Raw genomic sequence first — 25,405 nt, 5'->3', positions numbered from 1 at the left:
TCCTTTTCAGGGAACGCCCGGCGCAGCGATCGTTCCGCCGGCTCCGCCCTGCCGTTCGTCGGGGCGGCCGAGCGGCCTGAGGAAGCCGGTCAGGTCGGCGGTGACATGGTGGACATGGCCGGCCTCGACGGCCGCCTGCTCCCAGCTCTCGCGGAACGGGTCGGGCGTCTTGGGCACGATCAGCACGGTCTGCATGCCGAGCGCGCTCGGCACCAGCAGGTTCTTCTCGATGTCCTCGAACATCGCGGCGCGGGCCGGGTCGACGGCGTGCCTGGCCAGGAAATGCTCGTAGGTCGCGCGTTCGGGCTTGGGCAGGAAGCCGGCCTCCACGATGTCGAAGATGTCCTCGAAATGGTGCAGGATGCCGAGCTTGCCGGCGACGTTCTCGGCATGGCCGCGCGAGCCGTTGGTCAGGATCAGCTTGCGCCCCGGCAGCGCCGCGATGGCCTCGCCCAGCTCCGGGTTGGGGTCGAGCAGCGACAGGTCGATCTGGTGGGCGAAGTCGAGGAAGTCGGCGGGGTCGATGCCGTGCTCCTCCATCAGCCCCTTCAGCGTCGTGCCGTAGCGCTGGTAGTAGTATTTCTGCAGCGCCCGCGAGGAGAGCCCGTCGAGGCCGAACAGCTCGGCGAGGAACAGGGTGATGCGCTCGTCGACCTGCGGCCAGACCCTCGCCTCGTGGGAATAGAGCGTGTTGTCGAGGTCGAAGATCCAGTGTTCGACATGCGCGAAACTCCCGGCGGCCAGGGGCGGGATCGCGGCGGATGTGTCGGCGATGTTTCTCATGGGACTCCGTGATGTGGCGAGCCGGAGTCTGCGCTGCAAGTCCTTCGCCGGGCTTAATCGCCCTGGCTGTCGGCTTTGCCATGCCGGACGCCGTCATCCCGGATCGGCCCCGCTTCGCGGCTAGCCCGGGATGACCATGCGGTCGCGGGAGCGCTCAGCGCCGGATGATGGTGCCGGCGCCGGTGTCGGTGAAGAGCTCGATCAGCGCCGCATGCGGCACCTTGCCGTCGAGGATGACGACGGCCTCGACGCCCTTCTCCAGCGCGTAGATGCAGGTCTCGATCTTCGGGATCATGCCGCCCGAGATCGTGCCGTCGGCGATCAGCCGGCGGCATTCCTCGACCGTCAGCTCCGGGATGAGCTGCCTGTCCTTGTCGAGCACGCCCGGCACGTCGGTCAGCAGCAGCAGGCGCTTGGCGTTGAGCGCGCCGGCGATGGCGCCGGCGAAGGTGTCGGCGTTGACGTTGTAGGTCTGGCCGTCGGCGGCGGCGCAGACCGGCGCCAGCACCGGGATCAGCTCGGCCTTCAGCACGGCGTCGAGCACGGCGGTGTTGACCTGCGCGGGCTCGCCGACGAAGCCGAGGTCGAGCACCTCCTCGATCTTGGAATCGGGGTCGACGACGGTGCGGGTCACCTTGCGCGCGGTGACCATGTTGCCGTCCTTGCCGCAGAGCCCGATGGCGCGCCCGCCCTCGCGGGTGATGTAGCCGACGATCTCCTTGTTGACCGAGCCGGCCAGCACCATCTCGACGACCTCGACGGTCGCCTCGTCGGTGACGCGCAGGCCCTGCTTGAACTCGGACTGGATGCCGAGCTTCTTCAGCATCGCCGCGATCTGCGGCCCGCCGCCATGGCAGACCACCGGCTTCAGCCCGGACTGCTCGAGCAGCACGATATCCTCGGCGAAATCCTCGGCGGTGGCGGCGTCGCCCATGGCGTTGCCGCCATATTTGATCACGATCACCTCCTGGTCGTAGCGCTGCATATGCGGCAGCGCCTGGACGAGCAGGTCGGCGGATTGCGACGGCGTCAGTTGGGGCAGGTCGGTCATGCGGGGCAGGCTCCACGCGGTCGCAGGAACAATGTGCGGCCGCGCTTCTAGCCGAAGATCGGGCGGGACGGAAGGACGCTGGCGCCGCTCAGCCGCGCTTGCCCGGCACGGCGGCGGCGAGCGCGAGCCCGAGCCAGCCGGCCAGCATCAGCCAGCCGCCCGTCGGCGCGGCGCGCGGGAACAGCGCCTCGCCGGCGAAGCCGCGCCGCGACAGGTCCGCCGCGAACAGGGCGGCGCCGAGGATGATCGCCGAGAGCGCGATCCGGGTCAGGAGGTCGTGCAGATGGCCGCCCTTGCGCGCCGCGGTGGCCGCGATGACGAGCGGGGCGTGGAACAGCAGGATCTGCCCGGCCGTCTGGACATTGGCGGTGCCGGTGACATGGGCCGCCGCCGCCAGCAGGGCGACGCCGGCGCAGCCCATCAGCGCGGCGAGGACGAGATGGACGCGGGCGGCGGTCATCGGCGCTTCAGCTCCTCTCGGCCAGGACGCGGGCGATGGCCGCCCGGAGCTCGGGGATGCCGAGGCCCTTCTCGCTCGAGGTCAGCAGCACCTCGGGAAAGGCCGCCGGCCGGCGGCGGATCGCGGCGAGCGTCTTCTCGATCATCGCCGGGCGCTCGGCCTGCTTCAGCGCGTCGCCCTTGGTCAGCACGACCTGATAGGAGACGGCGGCCTTGTCGAGCGTCGCCAGCACGGTCTCGTCGACCTCCTTGATGCCGTGGCGGGCGTCGATCAGCACATAGACGCGCATCAGGTTGGAGCGGCCGCGCAGATAGTCGTGGATCAGCCGGGTCCAGGCCGCGACCTTCTCCTTGCCGACGGCGGCGTAGCCGTAGCCGGGCATGTCGACGACGGTCAGCCGCTCGTCATGGCCGGCCTGCCGGAAGAAGTTGAGCTGCTGGGTGCGCCCCGGCGTATGCGAGGTGCGCGCCAGCGCGTTGCGCCGGGTCAGCGCGTTGATCAGGCTCGACTTGCCGACATTGGAGCGGCCGGCGAAGGCGATCTCCTGCCCGATCATCGGCGGCAGGTCGTCGATCCGGGTCGAGGCCCAGACGAAGTCCCACGGCCCCTCGAAGAGCTTGCGGGCGGTTTCGATCTCGTCGTCGGTGAAGGGGGTGGCGGTCGCGGCGGTCATGGTTTCCTGCCTACACTGCCCGGCGCAGCGCGTCGATGTCGGCGCCCTGGATCGCGGCGACGTGACGCGCGATTCTGCCGGCCTCCCAGTCCCACCAGCGGATCGCCAGCAATTCCGCGACGATCTCGGGGGAAAAGCGCATCTTCACCACCCGCCCCGGATTGCCCGCGACCACGGCATAGGGCGGCACGTCCTTCGTCACCTGCGCCCGCGTGGCGATGATCGCGCCGTCGCCGATCGTCACGCCGGGCATGATCACCGCCTCGCGCCCGATCCAGACATCGTTGCCGATCACCATGTCGCCGCGGCTGTTCGGGCCGGGCCGCTTCAGGCTCTCCGGATCGCCGAGGCCGAACATCTGGAAGGGGAAGGTCGAGAAGCCGCCGAGCGGATGGTTGGCGCCGTTCATGACGAACTGCGCCGCCTGCGCGATCGCGACGAATTTGCCGATGATCAGGCGGTCGCCGATGAAGTCGAAATGATAGCGCACGCAGCGCGCGACGAAATGCTCCGGCCCGCGCGAATCGTCATAGTAGCTGTAGTCGCCGACCGCGATCAGCGGGTGGTCGACGATCGCCTTCAGGAAGGCGGTGCCCTTCCAGCCGGGGATGGGGTGGCGGGTCGTCGGGTCGGGCAGGGGCATCGCAGGCGGTCCGGCTCGGAAAAGCGAAGGGGCGGGAAACCCGCCCCTTGCCGTCACTTCTTGTTGCTGTTGGCGGGCTTCGCCGGGGCGGCGGCCGCCGGGGCCGGCGGCGGGCCCTTGCCGAACATCCGCTTGATGTTGTCGAACAGCTCGATCTTCACCCCGTTCTTCTTCATGATGAAGCCCTGCTGGGTGACCGAGAGCAGGTTGTTCCAGCTCCAGTAGATCACCAGGCCGGCCGGGAACGAGCCGAGCAGGAAGGTGAAGAACACCGGCATCCAAGTGAACATCATCTTCTGCACCGGGTCCGGCGGCTCCGGGTTCATCTTCATCTGGATGAACATCGTGATGCCCATGATGATCGGCCACAGGCCGAGATGCAGCATGGCGGGCGGGGTGAAGGGCAAAAGCCCGAACAGGTTGAACAGATTGGTCGGGTCCGGCGCCGCGAGGTCGTGGATCCAGCCGAAGAACGGCGCGTGCCGCATCTCGATGGTGATGAACAGGATCTTGTAGAGCGCGAAGAACACCGGGATCTGCAGCAGCACCGGCCAGCAGCCGGCGACCGGGTTGATCTTCTGGGTCTTGTACAGCTCCATCAGCGCCTGCTGCTGCTTCATCTTGTCGTCCGCGTAGCGCTCGCGGATCGCCGTCATCTCCGGCTGCAGCGCCTTCATCTTCGCCATCGAGGCGTAGGACTTGTTGGCGAGCGGGAAGAACAGGCCCTTGAGCAGCACCGTGACGATCAGGATCGCGACGCCGAAATTGCCGACATGCTTGTAGATCCAGTCGAGCAGGACGAAGAGCGGCTTGGTGAAGAAATAGAACCAGCCCCAGTCGATCAGCAGGTCGAAGCGGGTGATCTTCTGGCTTTCCTCATAGCCGTTGATCGCCGTGACCTCCTTGGCGCCGGCGAAGAGCCGGGCCTGCGAGGCGGTGCTGGCGCCGGGCGCGACCGTGATGCCCTCGCCGAGGAAATCGGCCTGATAGGTCCGCTCGGAGCCGGTCTGGACCGAGGAGAGGCGGCCTTCATATTTGCGCTGCTGGTCCGGGATGACGGTCGCGGCCCAGTATTTATCGGTGATGCCGACCCAGCCGCCGACCGCATCCTTCCACGACCGGCCGACGGTGCCGGGCGCCAGCGCCGGCTCCTTGTCGAGCTTGTCGTAGGTCCATTCCTGCAGGCCCTGCTCGCCGAGATAGCCGACGAGGCCCTCATGCAGCACGTAGTAGCCGAGCGTGTGCGGCTTGCCCTGGCGGACGACCTGTCCGTAGGGGAACAGGGTCACGGCGGCGGCGCCCTTGTTCTCGACCTCGTCGCGGATCGTGAACAGCGCGTTGTCGTCGACGCCGATGACGCGCTTGAAGGTCAGGCCCTGGCCGTTGTCCCAGGAAAGCGTCACGGGCTTGGCCGGCGTCAGCGTCTGGCTGTCGGCGGTCCAGACCGTGGCGGCGTTGGGGAGCGCGACGGCGCTGCCGGGCGCCGCGACCCAGCCGAAATCCGAATAATAGGCGTTGGGGCCGCCGGCGGGCGAGAGCAGCACGATGATCGGGCTCTTCGGGTCCACCGTCTCGTGATAGGCCTTGAGCGAGACGTCGTCGATGCGGCCGCCGGCGAGCGAGATCGAGCCGGCGATCTTGGGCGTGTCGATCTTGATGCGGGGGCTCGCCGCCAGCGCCTGCTCGCGGGTCGCGGCGGCCGGCGCGGCGGCGGCGCCGGGCACCGTGCCGGGAGCGGCCGAGCCGGCCGGCTGCCCGGGCGGGGAGGCGGCGGGGGCGCCGCCCGTGCCGGCCGGAGCGGGCTGGCCCTGCGTCTGCTGGCTCTGCCGGGCGACCTCCTGCTGCTTGTCCATCTGCGGCTTGGCATAGAAGAACTGCCAGCCGAGCAGGATGACCACGGACAGGACGATCGCCAGAAGCAGATTGCGGTTGTCTTCTTTCATCATGGTCGGAAACGGATCTCGCTCGGGTCCGGCTGGTTCAGGCGGATGAAACAGAAGGAGAAGGCGGCGCGCCGCGCTTCGGGGCCGTCCGGCGTCGGTCGGCCTGCGGCTTGTGAGGCTTTGCCCGCGCGATGGCAACCGAAAGATCGGCGACGAGCCGGTCGAAGGCGGCGACGAGCACCTCGGTCCGCGCGATCACCACGACGTCGCAGGGGCGATCGGCCTGGTCCGCGAGCGCTTTTGCCGCAGCGGCGCGCAGGCGGCGGCGGATGCGGTTGCGCTTCACGGCGTTGCCGGTCTTGCGCGAGGCGGTGAGGCCGAGGCGCAGGCCCCTTGTCTCCTCGCCCTCGCGTTCCTCTTCCGGCGCGGCGTCGCGGACCTGGACGGTGAAGCTGGACGAACGAAAGCGGCGGCCGTGCTCGGCCGCCGCCAGGAATTGCTTGCGTTGCGTCAGACGGGCAAGGCGCATGGCGATTGGCCAGTCTTCCGGAACGGGCGCGCGAGGATCACGCGCCGCTGTCGTCAGGCCGACAGGCGCTTGCGGCCATGCGCGCGACGGGCGGCGATGACCTTGCGGCCACCCTTGGTCGCCATGCGGGCGCGATAGCCGTGGCGGCGCTTGCGAACCAGCTTGCTGGGTTGATAGGTTCTCTTCACGGTCCGTCTCCGGGGCCTTGGCCGGCGCGGCGGCCCCGGCTTTCCTCGGGAAAGCGTGGCCGGTCGAGCCTGTCATGCAATAAGGGTCGGCGCCGCCTCACGGCTGCGCAGGTCGCGGGCTTATGACGGATGGGCGATGCCAAGTCAATGCCGAAGCGGGAGCTGCGGCGGCGCCCCGCGGATTTTTCGAGCCGGCTTGCGCTTCGCCGCGACATCCCCGATATAGCGGGCGGGAGGTTGGCGAGGGACGTCTCACTCGCCAACCGGGTCAGGTCCGGAAGGAAGCAGCCCTAACGAGACCGAACGGGTCTTCGTCCAGCCTCCCACCTGATGCCAGCCGCGTAAATGGCCTGATCGGCCGGCGGCGGCATTGACCCTCGCCTCCCGATTGGCGAAACCAGCTTCATGACCGACACGATCGACGCCGCCACCGCAGACGAGCCGGGCTTCGCCGGCTTCGCGCCCGCGCCGGCTCCCGCCGCCGCGGCGCCGACGCCCTATCGCGTGCTGGCGCGCAAATACCGCCCGGCCCATTTCGGCGACCTGATCGGCCAGGACGCGATGGTCCGCACGCTGACCAACGCCTTCGCGGCCGGCCGCATCCCGCAGGCCTGGATGCTGACCGGCGTCCGCGGCGTCGGCAAGACCACGACCGCCCGCATCCTCGCCCGCGCCCTCAACTACCAGACGGCGGATGGCGGCGGCGCCCCGACCACCGACCTGCGCGAATTCGGCCTTCATTGCCGCGACATCATCGAGGGCCGCCACATCGACGTGATGGAGCTCGACGCCGCCTCGAACAACGGCGTCGAGAACGTCCGCCAGCTCATCGAGGGCATCCAGTACGCGCCGGTCTCCGGCCGCTATAAGGTCTACATCGTCGACGAGGTCCACATGATGTCGACGGCCGCCTTCAACGCGCTGCTGAAGACGCTGGAGGAGCCGCCGGCCCACGCCAAGTTCATCTTCGCGACCACCGAGATCCGCAAGGTGCCGATCACGGTGCTGTCGCGCTGCCAGCGCTTCGACCTGCGCCGCGTCGAATCCGACGTGCTGGTGAACCATCTTTCCGGCATCTGCCGCACCGAGAGCGTCGAGGCCGAGGCCGAGGCGCTCGCGGCGATCGCCCGCGCCGCCGAGGGCTCCGTGCGCGATTCGCTGTCGATCCTCGACCAGGCCATCGCCCATGCTGCGGGCCGGATCACGCTCGACGACATCCGCTCCATGCTCGGCCTCGCCGACCGGGCCCGGGTCATCGACCTGTTCGAGGCGGTGATGAAGGGCGACATCGCTTCGGCGCTGGGCGAGTTGCGCGCGCAATACGATGCCGGCGCCGACCCGGTCGTGGTGCTGAACGACCTCGCCGAGTTCACCCATCTCGTCACCCGCCTCAAGCTCGTGCCCGAGGCTGTGAAGGACGCGACGCTGGCCCAGGCCGAGCGCGTGCGCGGCGGCGATTTCGCCCAGCGCCTGTCGATCCGCGTGCTCGCCCGCACCTGGCAGATGCTGCTCAAGGGCATCAGTGAGGTGAAGCAGGCCGACCGGCCGGTGATGGCGGCCGAGATGGTGCTGGTGCGCCTCGCCCATGCCGCCGACCTGCCGACGCCGGACGAGGCCCTGAAGATGCTCCGCGACGGCGCGGGCGCCGTTCCCGGCGCGAACGGCCAAGGAAACGGTCATGCCGGCGGTGCGCCGCGCCCGCCTTCCGGCGGCGGCAACACCGCGCTCGCCGCCCGCCCGGTCCTCGCCAGCGCCAATCCGGCGCCCCTCGCCGCGCCGCGCGCCGCGGCAGCGCCGCAGGCGATCGTCGCCTCGATCGAGGATGTGGTGGCGCTCGCCTCGCAGCATCGCGAGATCACCCTGAAGATCGCGTTGGAGCGCGATGTCCGTCCGGTGCGCTTCGAGCCCGGCCGCATCGAGTTCTCGCTGGTCGAGGGCGCCTCGCGCACCCTGGCGCAGGACCTGTCGCGCAAGCTCAAGGAATGGACCGGCCAGACCTGGATGGTCGCGGTCGTCAATGCCGAGGGCGGCGCGACGATGCGCGAGCAGGCCGCCGCCGCCAAGGACCGGCGCGAGAGCGATGCCGCCGCCCATCCGGCCGTCAAGGCGGTGCTGGAACGCTTCCCGGGGGCGCGCATCGTCGATGTCCGCGATCCGCGTGCCGTGGAGGCGGCCGAGAATGCTGCCATGTCGGGGGCCGAAGGCGACTATCTGCCGGATGGCGAGGAACCGCTTTTCGACGATGCCGAGCCGGATTTCGACGGCATCGACTTCTGATACTACACGCTTCTCCGAGGAGGATTTCCCATGCGCGACATGATGGGTCTGATGAAGCAGGCTCAGCAGATGCAGCAGAAGATGGCCGACATGCAGGCCGAGCTCGAGACCGTCGAGGTCGAGGGCAATGCCGGCGGCGGCATGGTCACGGTGACGATGACCGCCAAGGGCGCGCTGAAGGGCGTGAGGATCGACCCCAGCCTGATGGTGCCGGACGAGCGCGAGATCCTCGAGGACCTGATCGTCGCGGCCGCCGCCGATGCCCGCGGCCGCGCCGAGCGCGTCATGCAGGAGCGCATGGCCGAGGTCACCAAGGGCCTGCCGATCCCGCCCGGCATGAAGCTGTTCTGAAAGCATATCCGCACAGGTCATCCCGGGTCTCCCTGCGGTCGCCCGGGATGACACCTTACTTCTTCCGAGAAGCATCATGTCCCGCGCCGTCGCCGGCCCCGAGATCGAACGCCTCATCCAGCTCCTGGCCAAATTGCCCGGGCTCGGGCCGCGCTCGGCCCGGCGCGCCGCGCTGCATCTGGTCAAGAAGCGCGAGCAGCTCCTCGGCCCGCTCGCGGAGGCGATGGCCGTGGCGCGCGAGCGCATCGTCGTCTGCTCGGTCTGTGGCAATGTCGATACCAGCGACCCTTGCGGGCTCTGCACCGATCCGCGCCGCGACGACGGGCTGATCGTCGTCGTCGCCGATATCTCCGATCTCTGGGCGCTGGAACGCTCGGGGGCGGTCTCCGGCCGCTATCACGTGCTCGGCGGCGTGCTCTCGGCGCTGGACGGCATCCGGCCGGAGCATCTTTCGCTCGACGCCCTGGTGGCGCGCGCCTCCGACCCGCAGGTGAAGGAGGTCATCCTGGCGCTCAACGCCACGGTCGACGGCCAGACCACGGCGCATTTCATCACCGATCTCCTGGCGCATCTGCCGGTCAAGGTGACCAGGCTCGCCCATGGCGTGCCGGTCGGCGGCGAGCTCGACTATCTCGACGACGGCACGCTGGCCGCCGCCATCCGCCAGCGCACCGGCTTCTGAGGAAGCGGGCGACGCTTCCCGTCATTGCTTCGCTGCGCTCCTCGCCATGACGGCGCGCGTCGGCTTTCAGAACTTGTAGGCGATGCTGGCGCGGGCGCTGTGCGTGGTCAGTTCCTGCTCGCCGGCCAGGCCCGGGACGATGCCGGAGCCGGTGAAGCGGGCCTTGCCGAAATCGGTGTAGCGGTATTCGACGCCGAGGATCAGATGATCGGTGAAGGCGAAGTCGAGGCCCGCGCCGACATTCCAACCGGTCCGCGCGCTCGTCAGCCTTTCGCCGAGGCCGCTGCCGGGCACGAAGACACGGCGCTCGAACTCGGTGAAGGAGGCGCCGCCGGTCGCGTAGATCATCAGCCGGTCGAAGGCGAGGCCGATGCGCGCGCGCGCCGAACCCTGCCAGTCCTGATCGAGGCGGGCAGCGAGGCCGACGCCGTCGAGGCGGCGGCGGCCGTCGATCGCCTCGATATCGCCCTCGAGCCCGAGCACGACGCCGCCGAACTGGTAGTTGAAGCCGGCATGGGCGCCGCCGAAAGCGGCATCGGCGTCGCCGCGCAGGTCCTGCGGCGCGAGCGGACCGCCGGGCGCGCCGAGGCTGAGGCGGCCGCTGCCCCAGCCATAGCCGCCCTGCACGCCGGCATAGATTCCGGTCCAGGAATAGAGCGCCGGCAGCTCCGGCGCCGGCGGCAGCGCGACGCCGTGCGGATCGGCCGCCGCGGCCAGGCCCGGCAGCAGGATCGCGAGGCTCGTCAGGCCGGCTTTGAGCAGATTCGTCATCGGATGTCCGTCGGATCGCCGCGCCGGCCGTCGCGGCGGCGCGGCCCGATAACGAAGCATTAAGGTTAACAATCGGCTAAGCCGGGGATGCGGCGGGGCGGTTCGGGAACCATTGCGGTCCGGGCCTGTTGCCCGCAAGCTGGGCCCGGAGCGGGGTCACGCCGGCCGGCCCGCGGAATGGAGATCGAATCCCGAGATGGCGTTCTTGAAGCGGATGACCGGCGCGGCAGGCCTAGGCGTTGCGCTCGGCTATCTCTCGGGGGTGGTGTCGGGCCGGCTCGGCCGGCGCGAGCGGGAGGCCGCGCGCGGCCGGATGGCGCGGACGCCGCTGCAGATGACCTGGCTCGGCTGGAAGGACGTGCTGCTGCGCTTCGCCGGCAATGTCGTCGACAACCGCCTGACCTCGCTGGCCGGCGCCGTCGCCTTCTTCACCTTGCTCTCGCTGGTGCCGGCGCTTTCCCTGCTGGTCACGATCTACCGCTATTTCACCGACCCGGCGACGATCGCGGGCCAGCTCGACGCGGTGACCACGGTGTTCCCCGAGGCGGCGCGCGAGCTCATCCACGAGCAGGCGCTGCGCCTGTCGGGCAATTCCGGCGTCACGCTCTCGCTGACCTTCGTGATCAGCTTCCTCGTCGCCACCTGGTCGGCCAACGCCGCGGTGAAGGCGATCTTCGACGCGCTCAACATCATCTACCGCGAGCAGGAGAAGCGCAGCTTCCTCAGGCTCAACGCGATCTCGCTCTTCACCACGGTGAGCGGCATCGTCCTGCTCGCGCTGGTGCTGGTCATCATCGCGAGCCTGCCGGTGGTGACCGCGCTCTTCCCGTTCCATTCCGAGCTGGAGCGGTTGATCCGGCTGGTGCGCTGGCCGATCTTCCTCGTCGTCGCGACGCTGTCCATCGCCTGCCTCTACTGGATCGGCCCGAGCCGCGAGCGCATGCGCTTCGTCTGGGTGATGCCCGGCGCCGTCGCCGCCGCGCTGCTCTGGGCGGCGGCATCCTATGCCTTCTCCTGGTATGTCAGCACGCTCGGCAATTACACGGCCGCCTATGGCTCGCTCGCGACCGTCGTGGTCTTCATGACCTGGCTCTGGCTCTCGGCGACGATCGTGCTGGCGGGCGCCGAGCTCAACGCCGAGCTGGAGCACCAGACGGCGCACGACACCACCACCGGCCGGCCGAAGCCGCTCGGCGCGCGCGGCGCTGCGCTGGCGGATCGGGTCGGGCCGCCGCGGGCCGGCTGAACGATGCTCGATCCCGAGACCACACGCCATGACGATTTGCGCAGCGGCGCCGGCCCGTGGCGCCCGGGCCTGCAGCGTCCGCGGGGCCGCGCGCTCGAACGCGACACGCGTTGCGACGTCGCCATCGTCGGTGCCGGCATCACCGGCGCTTTCCTCGCCGAGCATCTGACGGCGCTCGGCCTCGAGGTGGTGGTGATCGACCGCGAGCGCGAAGGCTTCGGCAGCACGGCGGCCTCGACGGCGATGCTGCAATGGGAGATCGACCTGTCCCTGCGCGAGCTCGCGGCGCTCTATGGCTTCGAGCGGGCGGCCGAGATCTACCGGCTGAGCTTCCGGGCCGTCGAGGGGCTGAGCGCCCTGGTCGGGGACCTGGCCGTGCCCTGCAGCTTCGTCAGGCGGGACACGGTCTATCTGGCGGCAGGCGAGGTCGGCCCTCGCGAACTGCTCGACGAAGCCGGTCTGCGCGCGAAGGCGGGGCTGCCAGGACAGTGGGTCGAGCATGCCGCGCTCATGGCCGCCTTCGGCTTCGATCGGGCCGCCGCGATCGTCTCGCCCGGCTCGGCCGAGGCCGACCCGCTCTGCCTCTGCCATGGTTTGCTCGCGGCGGCGGCCCGGCGCGGCGCCCGGCTGATCCGGGACGAGGCCGTCGCTTTCGACGATGCCGGGAGGTCGGCGGCCGTCTCGCTGTCCGGCGGTGCCACCGTCGAGGCCGCCCATATCGTGCTCGCGACCGGGTACGTCATGCCGGACTGCATCGACGACGATCTGCACAGCACCTCGTCGAGCTGGGCGATCGCGACGGTGCCGCAGCCGCCGCAGGCGCTCTGGCCGGGCGCAGCGCTGGTTTGGGAGGCTTCCCGGGATTATTGCTACTGCCGCACGACGCCGGAGGGGCGGATCGTCTTCGGCGGGGAGGACGAGAATTTCGCCGATCCCGATCGGCGCGAGAGGCTCGATCCGGCCAAGACCGAGGCGCTGCGCGCCCGGCTTCGCGCGCTGCGCCCCGGAGCCCGGCTCGAACTCGACCGTGCCTGGTCCGGCGCTTTCGGACAGACCGCGGACGGCTTGCCCCTGATCGGCCGCGTGCCCGGCCGGCCGCGCCTGCTCGCCGCCTATGGCTATGGCGGCAACGGCATCACCTTCAGCTTCCTGGCCTCCCGGCTGCTCGGCGGATTGCTGCGTGGCGGCGAGGAGCGCTGGTTTCGCCATTTCGCCATCGACCGTCCGCGTCCGGCCTGACGGTGCTGGCGAGAGGTCGTTGGAATTGCAGCGCTGCAATCTCGCCCTTGCCGCGCGCGGAGGCGACAAGCCGCCGCCGAAACGCCATCTTCCTGTCCGGACGCCGCGGCGTCCTGAAAGGACATCATGATGACCCTGGTTCGGGACGAGGCGAAGAGCGTGCGGCTGGAAGCCCATGACGCGCCCTATCACATCGGCGCGGTGACCTTGCGGGCGCGCGACCTGCCGAGGCTCACGGCCTATTATCGCGACGCCATCGGGCTGAAGCTCCTGCGGGAAGCGCCGGGCCTGGCGGAGCTGGGTGCCGGCGGGGCCGTGCTGGTGCGCCTCGTCGCCGGCGCGGCGGCTCCGCCATCGGCGGCGGGCCTGTTCCATCTCGCCCTGCTGCTGCCGTCGCGGCGCGATCTCGCCGATTGGCTGCGCCATGCGGCCGAAGCCGGCCTCCGGCTCGAGGGCGCTTCCGACCACCTCGTCAGCGAGGCGCTCTATCTCTCGGACCCCGAGGGCAACGGCATCGAGATCTATCGCGACCGCCCGCGCGCCGAATGGCCGCACCGCCCGGACGGCGGCATCGCCATGGCGACGGAACGTCTCGATCTCGATCGGCTGCTCGCCGATTCCGCGCCCGGCGCCTATGCCGGCATGCCGGAGGGCACCGGCATGGGCCATATCCATCTGCGCGTCGGCGACACGGCCGCGGCCGAGGCCTTCTATCGCGACCTCCTCGGCTTCGACCTGATGGTGCGCTATCCGGGCGCGAGCTTCCTCGCCAGCGGCGGCTACCATCACCATATCGCCGGCAATGTCTGGGGCAGCCGCGGCGCCGGCCCGCGCGCCGCGGGCGAGGCCGGGCTCGACAGCTTCGAGGTCGTCGCGCGCGACGCCTCCGATTTCGCGGCGATGCGTGCACGCATCCTGGCGGCCGGCGGCGAAGAGATCGACGGCGCGCCGACCATCATCGATCCCTGGAGAAACCGGCTGGTTCTGGTCGGCTGAGCCGCTCAGCGCGTCAACAGATGCGAGCGGCGCGTGCCGCCCTCGTCGGGCGCAAAGCCGTTCGCCTCCCAGAACGCGGCGGCGCGGGGGTCGGCGGCCCGCAGGGACAGCCTCGGCGCCAGCGCCAGCCCCTGCTGGATCAGGGCGGCGGCGAGACCCCGCCCGACGCCGGTGCGGCGATGCGGCGGCCGGACATAGACATGCCGGATACGCAGCAGATCGGGTTCGGGGTCGTAAGGGTCGGGCGTCAGTGCGCCGATGCCGGCGAGCGCGCCCTGATGAAAGGCGGCGAAGGTGGTGAAGCGCTCGTCCGCGCCGTCATAGCGGCCCGCCAGCCATTCCTCGCGCAGCCCCTCGATGAAGCGGTAGCTTTCCGCGCCGGCCTCCCGGCGCAGGGCCTCGAAGTCGTCCGGCAGGCTCTCGGCCAGCCGGACGATCTGGATCGCGGCTTCGCTCACAGACCCTCGAACAGAGCGCTGGAGATGTAGCGCTCGGCGAAGGAGGGGATGATGACCACGATGGTCTTGCCGGTATTCTCCGGCCGGGCCCCGACTTCCAGCGCCGCGGCGACCGCCGCGCCCGAGGAGATGCCGGCCGGGATGCCTTCGCTTTTGGCCAGCGCGCGCGCCGTCTCGAAGGCGGTCTGGTTGCCGACGGTGACGACCTCGTCGATCACCGAGCGGTCGAGCACGCCGGGCACGAAGCCGGCGCCGATGCCCTGGATCTTGTGCGGGCCGGGCTGGCCGCCGGAGAGGACCGGGGAATCCTCCGGCTCGACCGCGACCATCTTCACGCCCGGCTTGCGCGCCTTCAGCACCTGGCCGATGCCGGTGATGGTGCCGCCGGTGCCGACGCCGGAGATGACGATGTCGACCTGGCCGGCCGTGTCGTTCCAGATCTCCTCGGCCGTCGTCTTGCGATGGATCTCGGGATTGTGCGGGTTCTCGAACTGCTGCGGGATGATCGCGCCCGGGATCTCGTTCTTGAGCTCCTCGGCCCGGGTGACGGCGCCGCGCATGCCGCCGGGGCCGGGGGTCAGCACCAGCTCGGCGCCGAGCAAGGCGAGCATCTTGCGCCGCTCCAGCGACATCGTCTCGGGCATGACCAGGATCAGGCGATAGCCGCGCGCGGCCGCGACGAAGGCGAGCGCGATGCCGGTGTTGCCCGAGGTCGGTTCGATCAGCGTGCCGCCCGGCTTGAGCGCGCCGGACGCCTCCAGCGCGTCGATCATGTTGACGCCGATGCGGTCCTTCACGCTCGAGATCGGGTTGAAGAATTCGAGCTTGGCCAGGATCGTCGCATTGACGCCGCGATCGGCCGGCAGCCGGTTGAGCTTGACCAGCGGGGTGTCGCCGATGGTGTCGGTGATGGAATTATAGATCCGGCCGCGCCCCGGGGCCTTGGCGGGGGTCGTTGCGGATTTCTGCGCTGCTTCAGCCATGGGGAACTCCTTGGAACGGGCCTGTTTCCGGTGAAGCTAGCGTAATTCACGCCAGTTGTCGAAGAAAGAGATAAATTACATCTTTATATTGTGAAATCTGGATTGGAACCCGCGCCGCCCGCCGCGGCCCGGGCGATGGCGCGCCGGCAGAGCTCCTCCACGGTGATCCCGTCGAGCGAGGCCAGGAAGGCGGTCGAGGCGGTTTCGACCTCGGGCGCGATCACATGGTCGATCAGCGGCGAATGCGGCATCGGCCCGAGCGCGTCCTCGCCGCCGTCCTGCATCGCGGCGCGGACGATGTCGGCGGCGGTGATGCGGCGGCGCTCGCGCGCCAGCTCGTAGCCGCCGCGCGGGCCGCGCACCCCCTTGAGGATGCCGGCGCGCACCAGCGCCTGCAGCAGCGTCTCGAGATGGCGCGGCGGCAGGGCGTGGCGCGCGGCGAGGAGCTTGGCCGCCACCGGCTGCGGCCGGGCGTGCAGCGCGATGTCGACCACGGCCGCGATGGCGAGCAGGCTGCGCCTTGAGAGCAGCATCATGGCTTGCCTCCGCCGCCGGCAATGCCGGTCGAGCCGAAGCCGCCCGTTCCGCGCGCGGTTTCGTCGAGGGCGGCCGTCTCGACGAGCACCGCATGCGTCACCGGCGCGATCACGAGCTGGGCGATGCGGTCGCCATGGCGGATCGGGAAGGGCTCGCGGCCATGGTTGATCAGCGGCACCTTGACCTCGCCGCGATAGTCGCTGTCGACCGTACCCGGCGCGTTGAGCACGGTGACGCCGTGCTTCACCGCCAGTCCCGAGCGGGGCCGGACCTGCCCCTCGAAGCCTTCCGGCAACTGCATGGCAAGTCCGGTGGGGACGAGCACGCGCTCGCCCGGTCCAAGCGTGAGCGGCGTTTCGATCGCCGCGCGCAGGTCGAGCCCCGCCGCCCCGGCGGTCTCATAGGCGGGCAGCGGCAGATCGGCGCCATGGGGCAGGCGCTTGAGCGCGACGGTCACCATCGCTCACTCCGCCTTGCCGGCGATCTGCCGCGCCAGATGCGCGACGAGGCGGCTCGCGACCTCCTCCTTCGGCAGGGTCGGCCAGGTCTCGACCCCATCCGGCGTGACGAGATGCACGGTATTGGCGTCGCCGCCCATCACGCCGGTGCCGCCGACATCGTTGGCGACGATCAGGTCGCAGCCCTTCCGGGCGAGCTTGGCCCTGGCGTAGTCGATCACGTTCTGCGTCTCGGCCGCGAAGCCGACGACGAAGCCCGGCCGCCCGCCGGTGCGCTGCGCCACCGTGGCGAGGATGTCGGGGTTCTCCACCAGGGAGAGCGGCCGCAACGCGCCGCCATCCTTCTTCATCTTCTCCGGCGCCGCATCGGCGACGCGCCAGTCGGCGACGGCCGCCGCGAAGATGGCGAGGTCGGCGGGCAGGGCGGCCTCCACCGCCGCCAGCATCTCGCGGGCCGATTCGACATGGACCGTCTCGACGCCGGCCGGGTCGGGCAGGCTCACCGGCCCGCTGACCAGCGTCACCCGGGCGCCGGCCGCTGCGGCCGCCGCGGCGATGGCGTGGCCCTGCTTGCCCGAGGAGCGGTTGGCGATGTAGCGCACCGGGTCGATCGGCTCATGCGTCGGCCCCGAGGTGATCAGGACATGCCTGCCGGCCAGCGCCCCCCCGGCTGCGGCATGGTTGCCGCCCGGCAGCCGGCCGAGGAAGCCGATGGCGCGCTGCCCCCCGGGCTTGTCTCCGGCGAGCGCGAGTTCGATCGCGGCGAGGATTTCCGGGGGCTCGGCCATGCGGCCCGGCCCGTTCTCGCCGCGTTCGGCCATGGCGCCGCTGTTGGGGCCGACGACGAGGATGCCGTCCCTTTCGAGCTGCGCCATGTTCCGGCGCGTCGCGGGATGCTGCCACATGCGCGGATTCATCGCCGGCGCGATCAGCACGCGCTTGTCGGTGGCGAGCAGCGCCGTCGAGGCGAGGTCGTCGGCATGGCCGTTCGCCATCTTGGCGATGAGATCGGCGGTCGCCGGCGCCACCACGACGAGGTCGGTCGAGCGCGAGAGCTGGATATGGCCAATATCGGCCTCGTCCGTCAGCGAGAACAGATCGGTGAAGCAGCGCTCCCCGGCCAGCGAGGAGACGGCGAGCGGCGTCACGAACTGCTCGCCGGCCCTGGTCAGGATGCAGCGCGCGGCGATGCCGCGATCCTTCAGCCGGCGGATGACTTCGAGCACCTTGTAGGCGGCGATGCCGCCGCCGATGATCAGGAGGACGGAGCGGGAAGCGGACAAGGCGGCTCCTTGGGCGAGGCGTCGTGTTGCCGTTTCCTAGCATCCGCGGCGGCGGCCTGTCATGCGCCGTTGGCAGCCTCGCAGCCGTCGGGCCGAAGGTCGGGCCCGGTGGGTCGCCCGGGATGACACGCGCCCCTTTTCTCATTCGAGAATCGCGTGGAATTCCGGGCCGCGTCCTGTCCCTCTTCCATTCAGTTCCGCGGCAGCTCCGGCACCTTGTAGGCCGTCGTCGCCTTGATCCGCTCCATGGCGAAGCGGGAGGTCACGTTCTTGAGCGGGATCGTCTCGATCAGCTTCTTGTAGAAGCCGTCATAGGCGGCCATGTCGGCGACCACGACGCGCAGCATGTAGTCGACGTCGCCGGCCATCCGGTAGAACTCCATCACCTCCGGCATGGCCGCCACCGTCTGCGCGAACTTGTCGAGCCAGGGGCCGGAATGGTCGGCCGTCTCGATCTGCACGAAGACGGTGAGGCCGAGCCCGATCTTCTCCGGCGAGACCAGCGCGACGCGCTTCAGGATCACGCCCGCCTGCTCGAGCTTCTGGATACGCTTCCAGCACGGGGTCTGCGACAGCCCGACGCGATCGGCCAGATCCGCGATCGAGATGTTGGAGTCGGCCTGCAGCACCGTGAGAATCTTGCGGTCGATGGCGTCCATTCTCTGAAATCCGTCGGAGAGAGAAATTTGCTTCAAGAAATCGCGCAAAAAGAGAAAATATATCTTTTTAGCAGCGATCTATTGCATCCATGTAGAAAATCCTTTTCTCCATCTGTCAATGGCTGCCTGTTCGGCGCCGTTTCGAGAGAGGATTTGAGCGATGGACCGCCGCCAGTTTCTGATTGCGGGTGCGACCCTTGCGGCGGCGACCCCGTTCGCCGGCGCGGCCCGCGCCCAGTCCGCCGTCACGGCGCGGGTGGGCTACATCCCGATCGTCGGCACCGCGCCGTTCTTCGTCGCCAATGGCGAGGGCTGGCTGAAGCAGGGCGGCATCGAGACGGCGATCACCGTCTTCGAGTCGGGTCCGAACATGATCCAGGCGCTGGCCTCGGGCACGATCGACATCTATGTCGCCGGCGTCGCTCCGCTCGCCGTCGCCCGCTCGCGCGGCGTCGACATCCGCGTCGTCGCCTCGACGGCGGTGGGCGAGAACGTGGTCGTCACCGCGCCGGCCCTGACCAGGTTCTTCACCGAGGGCGTCGCCCCCGCCGCGGCCTTCAAGGCCTTCCGCGCCGCGACCGGCAAGCCGGCTCGGCTCGCCACCCAGCCGCCGGGCTCCGTGCCCGACACCGTGCTGGAATACTGGCTCTGGGAGGTCGCCAAGGTCGACAAGGCCGATGTCGCGATCGTGCCGATGGGCATCGACGCGACGCAGCAGGCGATCCTGGCCGGCGCGGTCGATGGCGGCACCGTGCGCGAGCCGGCTTTGACCATCCTCCAGAGCCGCAATCCACAGATCAAGCTGGTCGCCGGCGGCGAGGAGGTGTTTCCGGGCCAGCCCGGCACGGTGGTCGCGGTCTCCGGCACCTTCGCCAGCAAGAATCCCGAGGCCGTGCAGACGGTCGTCAGCGGCCTGGTTAAGGCTGCGGCGCTGATCAAGGCCGACCCCGACAAGGCCGCGCCCCATGTCGCCGCCGCGCTCGGCAAGGGCATCGTCGACCCCGAACTGATCCGCAAGGCGCTGGTCTCCCCGGCCAGCCGCTTCGAGATCGACCCGCGCAAGATCATCGAGCCGGCCCGCGCCATGCAGGCCTATCAGGTCAAGCTCGGCTCGCTCGACAAGGAGGCGCCTTTCGACGGGCTGTTCGAGACGCAGTATTACGAGCGGGCGATCAAGGCGGGCGGCTGATCTAACCCTCTTGGAACTACCGGGAGAGAAACGCGCGTCATCCCGAACGGAGCGAAGCGGAGACCCGGGATCCATGCCGGAGCGTGTCCGGTAAGGGCTCCGGCATGGATTCCGGGTCTCCCTTCGGTCGCCCGGGATGACCGTGTTCTTGCGAGCCGAGGACTGAGCGATTTGACGTTGTCTTCATTGCGGGCGCCGGCCCTTGCCTTGCTCGGCCTCGCCGCCTTCCTGCTGATCTGGGAGGCGGTGCCCTCTTTCGGCTGGGTCAACCCCGCCTTCCTGCCGCCGCCGAGCGCCCTGCCGAAGGCCTTCATGCGCGAGCTTTCCTCGGGCGCATGGTTCGCCGCGATCCTGGGATCGCTCTGGCATTATTTCGTCGGCCTCTTCGTCGGCGCGGGCCTCGGCGTCGCGCTCGGCGTCCTGATCGGCATGTCGCGGATCGCCGAGGAGGCGACGGCCTGGGTCGTGCGCGTGCTCAGGCCGGTGCCGGGCCTCGCCTGGGTGCCCTTCGCCATCATCTGGTTCGGCGTCACGCCCGGCGCGGCGGTCTTCATCATCGCGGTCGGCGTGTTCTGGATCAGCTTCTTCGCGGCGCAGGGCGCGATCCGCGGCGTCGACCGCGACCTCGTCGAGGTGGCGGACGCCTTCGGCTTCCGCTCGCCCTGGCAGCGGCTGTTCAAGATCCTGCTGCCGGCGGCGATGCCGGGCATCCTCGTCGGCTTCCGCACGGCGCTGGGACAGGCCTGGATGGCGGTGGTCGCGGCCGAGATCTTCGGCGTCGCCGGCGTGGGCCAGCGCATGATGCAGGCGTCGAGCCTGCTCGCGACCGACATCGTCGTGGTCTACATGCTGACCATGGCGGCGCTCTACGGCCTGCTCGACACCGGTTTCGTCGCCTTCCAGAGATGGGTGCTGCGTTGGAAAGCGTGATCGACATCAAGGGCCTGTCGCTGACCTTCACCCGCGATGGCGAGGAGACGCAGGTGCTGCGCAAGCTCGACCTCGAGGTCGGGCGCGGCGAATTCCTCGCCATCGTCGGCCCCTCCGGCGTCGGCAAATCGACCTTGCTGCGCGTCATCGCGGGACTGGCCAGGCCGAGCGGCGGCGAGGTCGTCATCCATGCAAAGGACACCACGCGCCGCCCCGTCGCGCTGGTCTTCCAGGATTCGCGGCTCCTGCCCTGGCGCAAGGTGATCGCCAATGTCGGCTTCGGCCTCGAAGGCCGTGCCTCGCGTAGCGAGCGGTTGAAGAAGGCGCAGGCGATGCTCGACCTCGTCGGCCTGGGCGGGCTGGCGCAGCGCTGGCCGCATCAGCTTTCCGGCGGCCAGCGCCAGCGCGTCTCGCTGGCGCGGGCGCTCGCGGTCGATCCCGAGATCCTGCTGATGGACGAGCCCTTCTCGGCGCTCGACGCGCTCACCCGCGAAAACCTGCAGGATGAATTGATCCGCGTCTGGCAGCGCACCGGCAAGACCGTGATCTTCGTCACCCACGACATCGACGAGGCCGCCTATCTCGCCGACCGGGTCGTGATCCTCTCGGGCGCGCCGGGCCAGATCATCGCCGAGCACCGCATCGACGCGGCCCGTCCGCGCCAGCGCGGCGCGGCTGCCGAGGCCGCGATCGTCCGCGCCGTCCGGCAGGGTCTTGGCGCCGACATCGTCTCGGACGGCGCGGCGATCTGAGGCCGCGCGGTTCCGCCTCACCGGCTTGTCATTGGCATCCGGCCGCCGTTTGAGGCATCTGGCAGCCATGATCAGGCATGCGAGCGAAACGATGATGCGTCAACGCGACCGGCGCGAGGGCCGAAAGACCGGCGCTGCAAGGCGGCTTCTGGGCGGTGCGCTGCTGGCCCTGGGGCTGGCGCTGCCCGGCGTCGCCCTCGCCGCCGAATCGGCGCCCGTCACCTCGCCGCGGGTCACCGCGACCCTGCTCTCCGGCCGCGACACGGTCGCTCCCGGCGAGCGCTTCCATGTCGCCCTCGTCCAGAAGCTCGCGCCGCACTGGCACACCTACTGGCTGAACCCCGGCGATTCGGGCGAGCCGACCCAGATCCACTGGACGCTGCCGGAAGGCGCGAAGGCCGGCGAGATCGCCTGGCCCGCGCCGCGCGCGATCCGCGTCGATCCGCTGGTGAATTTCGGCTTCGAGGGGCAGGTCCTGCTGCCGGTCGAGATCGCCGTGCCGGCCGATGCGAAGCCGGGCGAGACCTTCTCGCTCAAGGCCGAGGCGACCTGGCTGGTCTGCGAGAAGATCTGCATCCCCGAGGACGGCACCTTCACGCTCGACCTGCCCGTCGGTCCGGCCGGCGTGACCGACGAAGCGGCGCAGCAGCGCATCGACGCGGCGCTCGCCGCCCTGCCGAAGCCGGCGGGTTTCCGCGGCAGGCTCGCGGCCGATGGCGACAGGCTCGCGCTCGCGCTGCCCGGGCTGCCGGCGGGTTCGACAGATTTGCGCTTCTTCCCCGTCTCCGACACCTTGATCGAGCACGCCGCCGATCAGCCCGCAAAGCCTGGCGATGGGCCAGGTGTGATTCTGACCCGCTCCAGCGCCTTCAAGCTCGATCAGCCCGAAATCTCCGGCGTCCTGACCTTCCGGGAGGGCGGCGAGATGCGCGCGCTGACATTGGTCGCGGATGCCGATCCGGCGCTGGTCGGCAAGGCCGCGGAGGCGGGCGCGCCTGCCGCCTCTCCGCCGGCTGCGCGGATCCCGGTTCCGGCGGAAGGCGCCGATCTCACCTTGCTCGCCGCGCTGGCCTTCGCCTTCGCCGGCGGGCTGATCCTCAACCTGATGCCCTGCGTGCTGCCGGTGCTGTTCATCAAGGCGCTCGGCTTCGCGCAGACGGCGCATCGCAGCCGGGCCGAGACGCGCGAGCAGGGCTTGCTCTTCCTCTGCGGCGTGCTGCTGACCTTCCTCGTGCTGGCCGGCGCGGTGATCGCGCTCGGAGCCCTCGGCAGCAGCGTCGGCTGGGGCTTCCAGTTGCAGTCGCCGCCGCTCGTCATCGCGCTCGCCGTGGTGATGGTGCTGATCGGGCTCAACCTGATCGGCGCCTTCGAGATTGGCGGCGCGGTGGTCGGCGTCGGCGACGGGCTCGCCAGCCGGGGCGGGCGCCTCGGCGCCTTCATGACCGGCGTGCTCGCCGTCATCGTCGCCACCCCCTGCACCGCGCCCTTCATGGGCGCGGCGATGGGCTATGCGGTGACGCAACCGCCGGCGGTCGCGCTCTCCGTCTTCATGGCGCTGGCGCTCGGCTTCGCCTTGCCGGTGGTGGCGCTCTCCTTCGCGCCGGGCCTGCTGCGGCTGCTGCCGAAGCCGGGGCGCTGGATGCTGGTGCTCAAGCAGGCCTTCGCCTTCCCGATGTTCGCGACCGCGATCTGGCTGATCTGGGTCGCCTCGGTGCAGACCGGGCCGCAGGGCGTGCTGGCGGCGCTGGTCGCGGTGCTCGCGGCGGGCTTCGTGGTCTGGCTCGTCGGCGTCACGCGGGGCGGCCTCGCACGCCGGGCCTTCGGCACGGTGCTGGCGGCGCTGGTCGCGCTCGGCGCCGGCTGGTTCACGGTCGAGAACGCCGTGCCGGGCGCCGATACGCAGGCGCGCGCCGGCGACGTCCAGCCCTGGAGCCCTGAGCGCGTCGCGGCCCTGCAGGCCGAGGGCAAGCCGGTCTTCGTCAACTTCACCGCCGCCTGGTGCATCACCTGCCTCGCCAATGAGCGCGTCGCGCTCTCGCGGCAGGAGGTGAAGGAGGCCTTCGCGGAGCTCGGCGTCGGCTACCTCAAGGCCGACTGGACCAATCGCGATCAGCGCATCGCACAGGCATTGGCCGAGCAGGGCCGCGCCGGCGTGCCGCTCTATCTGTTCTATCCGGGCCGCAGGGACGGGCAGGCCGAGATCCTGCCGCAGCTCCTGACCCCGGACATGGTGATCGCGGCCGCCCGGCGCGCGGCGGGCCGGGATGCGAAGACAGCGGCCAACGCGCCGTAACGCTCACCAGGGAGACAGACATGGAAAGCCTGACCAGACAGACTTTCATCGCCGGCCTCGCATGGGCCGGCCTCTCGCTCACCACCGTCGCGGCATTCGCCGAAAGCGCGGCCCATGTCGGCCAGCCGGCGCCGGCCTTCCAGGCGGTCGATGCCGACGGCAGGACCCGCAGCCTCTCGGAGTTCGCGGGCAAGACGGTTATCCTCGAATGGACCAATCACGAATGCCCCTATGTGCGGAAGCACTACAACAGCGCCACCATGCAGACCTTGCAGAAGGACATGGCGAAGGACGGCATCGTCTGGCTCTCGGTGATCTCCTCGCCGCCGGGCGAGCAGGGCTATGTCGAAGGCCTGAAGGCCAAGGAACTGACGGTGCAGCGCGACGCCGCGCCGGCCGGCATCCTGCTCGATCCCAACAGCAAGGTGGCGCGCGCCTATGGCGCCCAGACCACGCCGCACATGTACATCATCGATCCCAAGGGCACGCTCGCCTATATGGGCGCGATCGACGACAAGCCCTCCGCCAGCCCCTCCAGCCTCAATGGCGCCAAGAGCTATATCCGCCAGGCCGTCGCCGAGATGAAGGCAGGCAAGCCGGTCTCGGAGGCCAGCACGAAATCCTATGGCTGCGCCGTGAAATACGCCCCGCAGAGCTGAGTGTCGCTGCCTCTCGAACGCAAAAGGCCGGGCAAATGCCCGGCCTCTTTCATGTGAGGCGGACCCAGCTTACTGCGAACGCGGCCCGAGATCGCGCGGCGCTGCATTGACCGTGACGATCTGCCCGTTGCGCAGCTCGAGCACCGCGAGCCCGCGCTCGACCTGCCCGTCGGGCCGGAAGCGGAAGACGCCGTCGGCCCCGGCGAAGCCCGAGGCATTGGTCAGCACCGCTTCCGAGAAGCGCTGCGAGCCCTGCGTGCGCGCCAGCGCGGCGGCGAGCGAGACGGCGTCGTAGGCGAGCGTGGCGGTGCGGGTCGGGGCGCTGTTGAAGCGTTGCTGATAGCGGCCGGCGAAGGCGTTGAAGCCGGCGGTGTCGGGGGAGGCGAACCAGCCGCCCTGGATCGCCTGCACCTGCGCGATGCCGCTGTCGTTCCAGACGCCGGTGCCGAGCGGCTTGACCTTGCGCGGGTCGAAGCCGGCCTGCTGCAAGGCCTGGCCGAGCGCCGGCATGGCGTCCGCCGCGGCGGGAACGAACAGCGCATCCGCCTGCTGCAGCGAGGGCATCAGGCGCTGGACGGCGCTGCGCATCCCGGCCGGATCGGAGCCGAAGCGCTCGATCGCCGCGACGCGGGCGCCGCGCGCCGCCACCGCCTGCTGGAAGGCGGCCTCGACGACCTTGCCATAGGCGGTGTCCGGCACCAGCGCGGCGAAGGATCTGCGGCCCTGCTGCGAGGCATAGGCGATGACGCGGTTGACGTCGTTCTCCGGCGGGAAGGAGAGCAGGTAGACGCCGCGCGAGGCGACGTTGGAATCGCTGGAGAAGGCGATCACGGGCCGGTTGGCGGCGCGCGCCACCTGCCCGGCCGCCTGCACCGAGGGCGCGAAGAGCGGCCCGATGATCAGCTCGGCGCCTTCCGACAGAGCCTGCTGCGTCGCGGCCCGCGCGCCTTCCGCCGTGCCGCGGTCGTCCTTGACCAGCAGCGTCAGGTCCGCATTGGGGAATTCGGCCAGCGCCATGGCGGCGGCGTTCTTCAGCGAGTTGCCGACCACGCCGCCCTGGCCCTCGGCGCTGAGGGGCAGGACGAGGCCGACCTTGACCTTGCCGGTGCCGATGGTTTCCCCGCTGGGCGCGGCCGGCTCCGCCGGGGTCGCGCCCTCGAAGCCGGGCAGGCCCGAGGTGCCGCCGCCGCAGCTCGCGAGCAGCAGGCCGAGCGAGACGGCGAGTGCGCCCGCCTTGAACCGCAGAACCGGTGCGAAGTGCCGATGGTGCAACACGGGCGATCTCCAGTCGTGACCGGGCCGGCGACGCCTTGCCCGGCGATACAGTCCCCCCGCGGGACTCTCGTGCCAGTGCGCCATGCTATTTTCAAGTTGTTAACTCTAGGTTGCACAACGCGGCGCGAGAGCCGGCATGGCGCCGGCCCCGCGGCTG

Annotated in this window: 27 protein-coding genes and 1 other RNA gene; 12 read left to right on the top strand and 16 right to left on the bottom strand. The window is 70.1% G+C overall.

The window, feature by feature from the left end:
- Positions 1 to 6 precede the first annotated feature (6 nt).
- The 8 genes from ACWH43_RS21720 to rpmH form a co-directional block, all read right to left on the bottom strand.
- Positions 7 to 783 carry a pyrimidine 5'-nucleotidase gene (locus ACWH43_RS21720; protein ID WP_158444406.1) on the bottom strand — a complete coding sequence of 259 codons (777 nt, stop codon included), beginning with the start codon at positions 781 to 783 and terminating at the stop codon, positions 7 to 9.
- A gap of 154 nt (positions 784 to 937) precedes the next feature.
- Complete coding sequence (argB, locus tag ACWH43_RS21715; protein ID WP_158444407.1) at positions 938 to 1,834, bottom strand: acetylglutamate kinase; 897 nt, start codon at positions 1,832 to 1,834, stop codon at positions 938 to 940.
- 88 nt (positions 1,835 to 1,922) lie between these two features.
- Positions 1,923 to 2,294 carry a DUF423 domain-containing protein gene (locus tag ACWH43_RS21710; protein ID WP_158444408.1) on the bottom strand — a complete coding sequence of 124 codons (372 nt, stop codon included), beginning with the start codon at positions 2,292 to 2,294 and terminating at the stop codon, positions 1,923 to 1,925.
- 7 nt (positions 2,295 to 2,301) lie between these two features.
- Entirely contained in the window at positions 2,302 to 2,967 is a 666-nt protein-coding gene (gene yihA, locus ACWH43_RS21705; RefSeq protein ID WP_158444409.1) for a ribosome biogenesis GTP-binding protein YihA/YsxC, read from the bottom strand.
- A gap of 10 nt (positions 2,968 to 2,977) precedes the next feature.
- Positions 2,978 to 3,610 (bottom strand): CatB-related O-acetyltransferase, encoded by a 633-nt coding sequence (locus ACWH43_RS21700; protein ID WP_158444410.1) that lies wholly within the window; start codon positions 3,608 to 3,610, stop codon positions 2,978 to 2,980.
- A 53-nt stretch (positions 3,611 to 3,663) separates the two neighbouring features.
- Positions 3,664 to 5,553, bottom strand: a complete 1,890-nt coding sequence (gene yidC, locus ACWH43_RS21695) for a membrane protein insertase YidC (RefSeq protein WP_158444416.1) — start codon at positions 5,551 to 5,553, stop codon at positions 3,664 to 3,666.
- Between the two features lie 37 nt (positions 5,554 to 5,590).
- Positions 5,591 to 6,022, bottom strand: coding sequence for a ribonuclease P protein component (gene rnpA / locus ACWH43_RS21690; RefSeq protein ID WP_158444411.1), 432 nt, complete (start codon positions 6,020 to 6,022; stop codon positions 5,591 to 5,593).
- Between the two features lie 53 nt (positions 6,023 to 6,075).
- Entirely contained in the window at positions 6,076 to 6,210 is a 135-nt protein-coding gene (gene rpmH / locus ACWH43_RS21685; protein ID WP_038364779.1) for a 50S ribosomal protein L34, read from the bottom strand.
- Between the two features lie 231 nt (positions 6,211 to 6,441).
- Here rpmH and ffs point away from each other — a divergent pair.
- The 4 genes from ffs to recR all read left to right on the top strand — a co-directional run bounded on the left by ffs (position 6,442) and on the right by recR (position 9,520).
- Positions 6,442 to 6,538: signal recognition particle sRNA small type (ffs, locus tag ACWH43_RS21680), an RNA gene on the top strand.
- A 77-nt stretch (positions 6,539 to 6,615) separates the two neighbouring features.
- Positions 6,616 to 8,487, top strand: a complete 1,872-nt coding sequence (locus tag ACWH43_RS21675; RefSeq protein ID WP_158444412.1) for a DNA polymerase III subunit gamma/tau — start codon at positions 6,616 to 6,618, stop codon at positions 8,485 to 8,487.
- 30 nt (positions 8,488 to 8,517) lie between these two features.
- Positions 8,518 to 8,838, top strand: coding sequence for a YbaB/EbfC family nucleoid-associated protein (locus tag ACWH43_RS21670; protein ID WP_158444413.1), 321 nt, complete (start codon positions 8,518 to 8,520; stop codon positions 8,836 to 8,838).
- A 76-nt stretch (positions 8,839 to 8,914) separates the two neighbouring features.
- Entirely contained in the window at positions 8,915 to 9,520 is a 606-nt protein-coding gene (recR, locus tag ACWH43_RS21665) for a recombination mediator RecR (protein ID WP_158444414.1), read from the top strand.
- Positions 9,521 to 9,586: 66 nt separating this feature from the next.
- Here the strand turns inward: recR and ACWH43_RS21660 are convergent, their stop codons facing one another.
- Positions 9,587 to 10,291 (bottom strand): outer membrane protein, encoded by a 705-nt coding sequence (locus ACWH43_RS21660; protein ID WP_260349020.1) that lies wholly within the window; start codon positions 10,289 to 10,291, stop codon positions 9,587 to 9,589.
- A gap of 196 nt (positions 10,292 to 10,487) precedes the next feature.
- Between ACWH43_RS21660 and ACWH43_RS21655 the strand changes: the two genes are divergently transcribed.
- The 3 genes from ACWH43_RS21655 (at position 10,488) to ACWH43_RS21645 (ending at position 13,772) form a co-directional block, all read left to right on the top strand.
- Positions 10,488 to 11,537 (top strand): YihY/virulence factor BrkB family protein, encoded by a 1,050-nt coding sequence (locus ACWH43_RS21655; RefSeq protein WP_158446813.1) that lies wholly within the window; start codon positions 10,488 to 10,490, stop codon positions 11,535 to 11,537.
- A 3-nt stretch (positions 11,538 to 11,540) separates the two neighbouring features.
- Positions 11,541 to 12,776: an NAD(P)/FAD-dependent oxidoreductase gene (locus ACWH43_RS21650; protein ID WP_158446814.1), complete on the top strand. Its 1,236-nt coding sequence runs from the start codon at positions 11,541 to 11,543 to the stop codon at positions 12,774 to 12,776.
- 129 nt (positions 12,777 to 12,905) lie between these two features.
- Positions 12,906 to 13,772 carry a VOC family protein gene (locus ACWH43_RS21645; protein ID WP_158446815.1) on the top strand — a complete coding sequence of 289 codons (867 nt, stop codon included), beginning with the start codon at positions 12,906 to 12,908 and terminating at the stop codon, positions 13,770 to 13,772.
- 5 nt (positions 13,773 to 13,777) lie between these two features.
- Here the strand turns inward: ACWH43_RS21645 and ACWH43_RS21640 are convergent, their stop codons facing one another.
- The 6 genes from ACWH43_RS21640 to ACWH43_RS21615 form a co-directional block, all read right to left on the bottom strand.
- Positions 13,778 to 14,230 (bottom strand): GNAT family N-acetyltransferase, encoded by a 453-nt coding sequence (locus tag ACWH43_RS21640; RefSeq protein WP_158446816.1) that lies wholly within the window; start codon positions 14,228 to 14,230, stop codon positions 13,778 to 13,780.
- Positions 14,227 to 15,213 carry a cysteine synthase A gene (gene cysK, locus ACWH43_RS21635; RefSeq protein WP_158446817.1) on the bottom strand — a complete coding sequence of 329 codons (987 nt, stop codon included), beginning with the start codon at positions 15,211 to 15,213 and terminating at the stop codon, positions 14,227 to 14,229. The genes ACWH43_RS21640 and cysK overlap by 4 nt, the downstream gene beginning before the upstream one ends.
- Before the next feature lie 83 nt (positions 15,214 to 15,296).
- Complete coding sequence (locus ACWH43_RS21630) at positions 15,297 to 15,749, bottom strand: RrF2 family transcriptional regulator (RefSeq protein ID WP_158446818.1); 453 nt, start codon at positions 15,747 to 15,749, stop codon at positions 15,297 to 15,299.
- Positions 15,746 to 16,210, bottom strand: coding sequence for a dUTP diphosphatase (gene dut / locus ACWH43_RS21625; protein ID WP_158446819.1), 465 nt, complete (start codon positions 16,208 to 16,210; stop codon positions 15,746 to 15,748). The genes ACWH43_RS21630 and dut overlap by 4 nt, the downstream gene beginning before the upstream one ends.
- A gap of 3 nt (positions 16,211 to 16,213) precedes the next feature.
- Entirely contained in the window at positions 16,214 to 17,491 is a 1,278-nt protein-coding gene (locus ACWH43_RS21620; protein ID WP_158448229.1) for a phosphopantothenoylcysteine decarboxylase domain-containing protein, read from the bottom strand.
- Positions 17,492 to 17,682: 191 nt separating this feature from the next.
- On the bottom strand, positions 17,683 to 18,150 hold the full coding sequence (locus ACWH43_RS21615) for an Lrp/AsnC family transcriptional regulator (RefSeq protein ID WP_158444118.1): 468 nt from the start codon (positions 18,148 to 18,150) through the stop codon (positions 17,683 to 17,685).
- A 160-nt stretch (positions 18,151 to 18,310) separates the two neighbouring features.
- Between ACWH43_RS21615 and ACWH43_RS21610 the strand changes: the two genes are divergently transcribed.
- From ACWH43_RS21610 to ACWH43_RS21590, 5 genes are all read left to right on the top strand, one after another.
- Positions 18,311 to 19,339: an ABC transporter substrate-binding protein gene (locus tag ACWH43_RS21610; protein ID WP_158444119.1), complete on the top strand. Its 1,029-nt coding sequence runs from the start codon at positions 18,311 to 18,313 to the stop codon at positions 19,337 to 19,339.
- 177 nt (positions 19,340 to 19,516) lie between these two features.
- The gene (locus ACWH43_RS21605; protein WP_158444193.1) at positions 19,517 to 20,269 is read left to right on the top strand and encodes an ABC transporter permease; all 753 of its coding nucleotides are present in this window, start codon (positions 19,517 to 19,519) and stop codon (positions 20,267 to 20,269) included.
- A complete protein-coding gene (locus ACWH43_RS21600) occupies positions 20,245 to 21,021 on the top strand; it encodes an ABC transporter ATP-binding protein (protein WP_158444120.1) in 777 nt (258 codons plus the stop codon). Before ACWH43_RS21605 ends, ACWH43_RS21600 begins: the two co-directional genes overlap by 25 nt.
- Before the next feature lie 91 nt (positions 21,022 to 21,112).
- Positions 21,113 to 23,314, top strand: a complete 2,202-nt coding sequence (locus ACWH43_RS21595; RefSeq protein ID WP_260349025.1) for a protein-disulfide reductase DsbD family protein — start codon at positions 21,113 to 21,115, stop codon at positions 23,312 to 23,314.
- Positions 23,315 to 23,334: 20 nt separating this feature from the next.
- Complete coding sequence (locus ACWH43_RS21590; RefSeq protein WP_158444121.1) at positions 23,335 to 23,973, top strand: thioredoxin family protein; 639 nt, start codon at positions 23,335 to 23,337, stop codon at positions 23,971 to 23,973.
- Between the two features lie 69 nt (positions 23,974 to 24,042).
- Here the strand turns inward: ACWH43_RS21590 and ACWH43_RS21585 are convergent, their stop codons facing one another.
- Positions 24,043 to 25,248, bottom strand: coding sequence for a penicillin-binding protein activator (locus tag ACWH43_RS21585; RefSeq protein ID WP_260349026.1), 1,206 nt, complete (start codon positions 25,246 to 25,248; stop codon positions 24,043 to 24,045).
- Between the last annotated feature and the right edge of the window lie 157 nt (positions 25,249 to 25,405).

It is taken from the genome of Allobosea minatitlanensis (assembly GCF_964020775.1).
Note: the sequence above shows the minus strand (reverse complement) of the source record. Positions and strands in the feature narration are given on the sequence as shown.

What these genes read in the sequence shown, in the direction of transcription:
- rnpA (WP_158444411.1), bottom strand. Translation starts at nt 6,022, where the DNA reads ATGCGCCTTGCCCGTCTGACGCAACGCAAGCAATTCCTGGCGGCGGCC.
- ACWH43_RS21670 (WP_158444413.1), top strand. Translation starts at nt 8,518, where the DNA reads ATGCGCGACATGATGGGTCTGATGAAGCAGGCTCAGCAGATGCAGCAG.
- ACWH43_RS21590 (WP_158444121.1), top strand. Translation starts at nt 23,335, where the DNA reads ATGGAAAGCCTGACCAGACAGACTTTCATCGCCGGCCTCGCATGGGCC.
- ACWH43_RS21720 (WP_158444406.1), bottom strand. Translation starts at nt 783, where the DNA reads ATGAGAAACATCGCCGACACATCCGCCGCGATCCCGCCCCTGGCCGCC.
- ACWH43_RS21615 (WP_158444118.1), bottom strand. Translation starts at nt 18,150, where the DNA reads ATGGACGCCATCGACCGCAAGATTCTCACGGTGCTGCAGGCCGACTCC.
- yihA (WP_158444409.1), bottom strand. Translation starts at nt 2,967, where the DNA reads ATGACCGCCGCGACCGCCACCCCCTTCACCGACGACGAGATCGAAACC.
- ACWH43_RS21700 (WP_158444410.1), bottom strand. Translation starts at nt 3,610, where the DNA reads ATGCCCCTGCCCGACCCGACGACCCGCCACCCCATCCCCGGCTGGAAG.
- ACWH43_RS21675 (WP_158444412.1), top strand. Translation starts at nt 6,616, where the DNA reads ATGACCGACACGATCGACGCCGCCACCGCAGACGAGCCGGGCTTCGCC.
- ACWH43_RS21630 (WP_158446818.1), bottom strand. Translation starts at nt 15,749, where the DNA reads ATGATGCTGCTCTCAAGGCGCAGCCTGCTCGCCATCGCGGCCGTGGTC.
- dut (WP_158446819.1), bottom strand. Translation starts at nt 16,210, where the DNA reads ATGGTGACCGTCGCGCTCAAGCGCCTGCCCCATGGCGCCGATCTGCCG.
- ACWH43_RS21660 (WP_260349020.1), bottom strand. Translation starts at nt 10,291, where the DNA reads ATGACGAATCTGCTCAAAGCCGGCCTGACGAGCCTCGCGATCCTGCTG.
- recR (WP_158444414.1), top strand. Translation starts at nt 8,915, where the DNA reads ATGTCCCGCGCCGTCGCCGGCCCCGAGATCGAACGCCTCATCCAGCTC.
- ACWH43_RS21655 (WP_158446813.1), top strand. Translation starts at nt 10,488, where the DNA reads ATGGCGTTCTTGAAGCGGATGACCGGCGCGGCAGGCCTAGGCGTTGCG.
- ACWH43_RS21645 (WP_158446815.1), top strand. Translation starts at nt 12,906, where the DNA reads ATGACCCTGGTTCGGGACGAGGCGAAGAGCGTGCGGCTGGAAGCCCAT.
- cysK (WP_158446817.1), bottom strand. Translation starts at nt 15,213, where the DNA reads ATGGCTGAAGCAGCGCAGAAATCCGCAACGACCCCCGCCAAGGCCCCG.
- ACWH43_RS21610 (WP_158444119.1), top strand. Translation starts at nt 18,311, where the DNA reads ATGGACCGCCGCCAGTTTCTGATTGCGGGTGCGACCCTTGCGGCGGCG.
- argB (WP_158444407.1), bottom strand. Translation starts at nt 1,834, where the DNA reads ATGACCGACCTGCCCCAACTGACGCCGTCGCAATCCGCCGACCTGCTC.
- ACWH43_RS21650 (WP_158446814.1), top strand. Translation starts at nt 11,541, where the DNA reads ATGCTCGATCCCGAGACCACACGCCATGACGATTTGCGCAGCGGCGCC.
- ACWH43_RS21595 (WP_260349025.1), top strand. Translation starts at nt 21,113, where the DNA reads ATGATGCGTCAACGCGACCGGCGCGAGGGCCGAAAGACCGGCGCTGCA.
- ACWH43_RS21710 (WP_158444408.1), bottom strand. Translation starts at nt 2,294, where the DNA reads ATGACCGCCGCCCGCGTCCATCTCGTCCTCGCCGCGCTGATGGGCTGC.
- yidC (WP_158444416.1), bottom strand. Translation starts at nt 5,553, where the DNA reads ATGAAAGAAGACAACCGCAATCTGCTTCTGGCGATCGTCCTGTCCGTG.
- ACWH43_RS21600 (WP_158444120.1), top strand. Translation starts at nt 20,245, where the DNA reads ATGGGTGCTGCGTTGGAAAGCGTGATCGACATCAAGGGCCTGTCGCTG.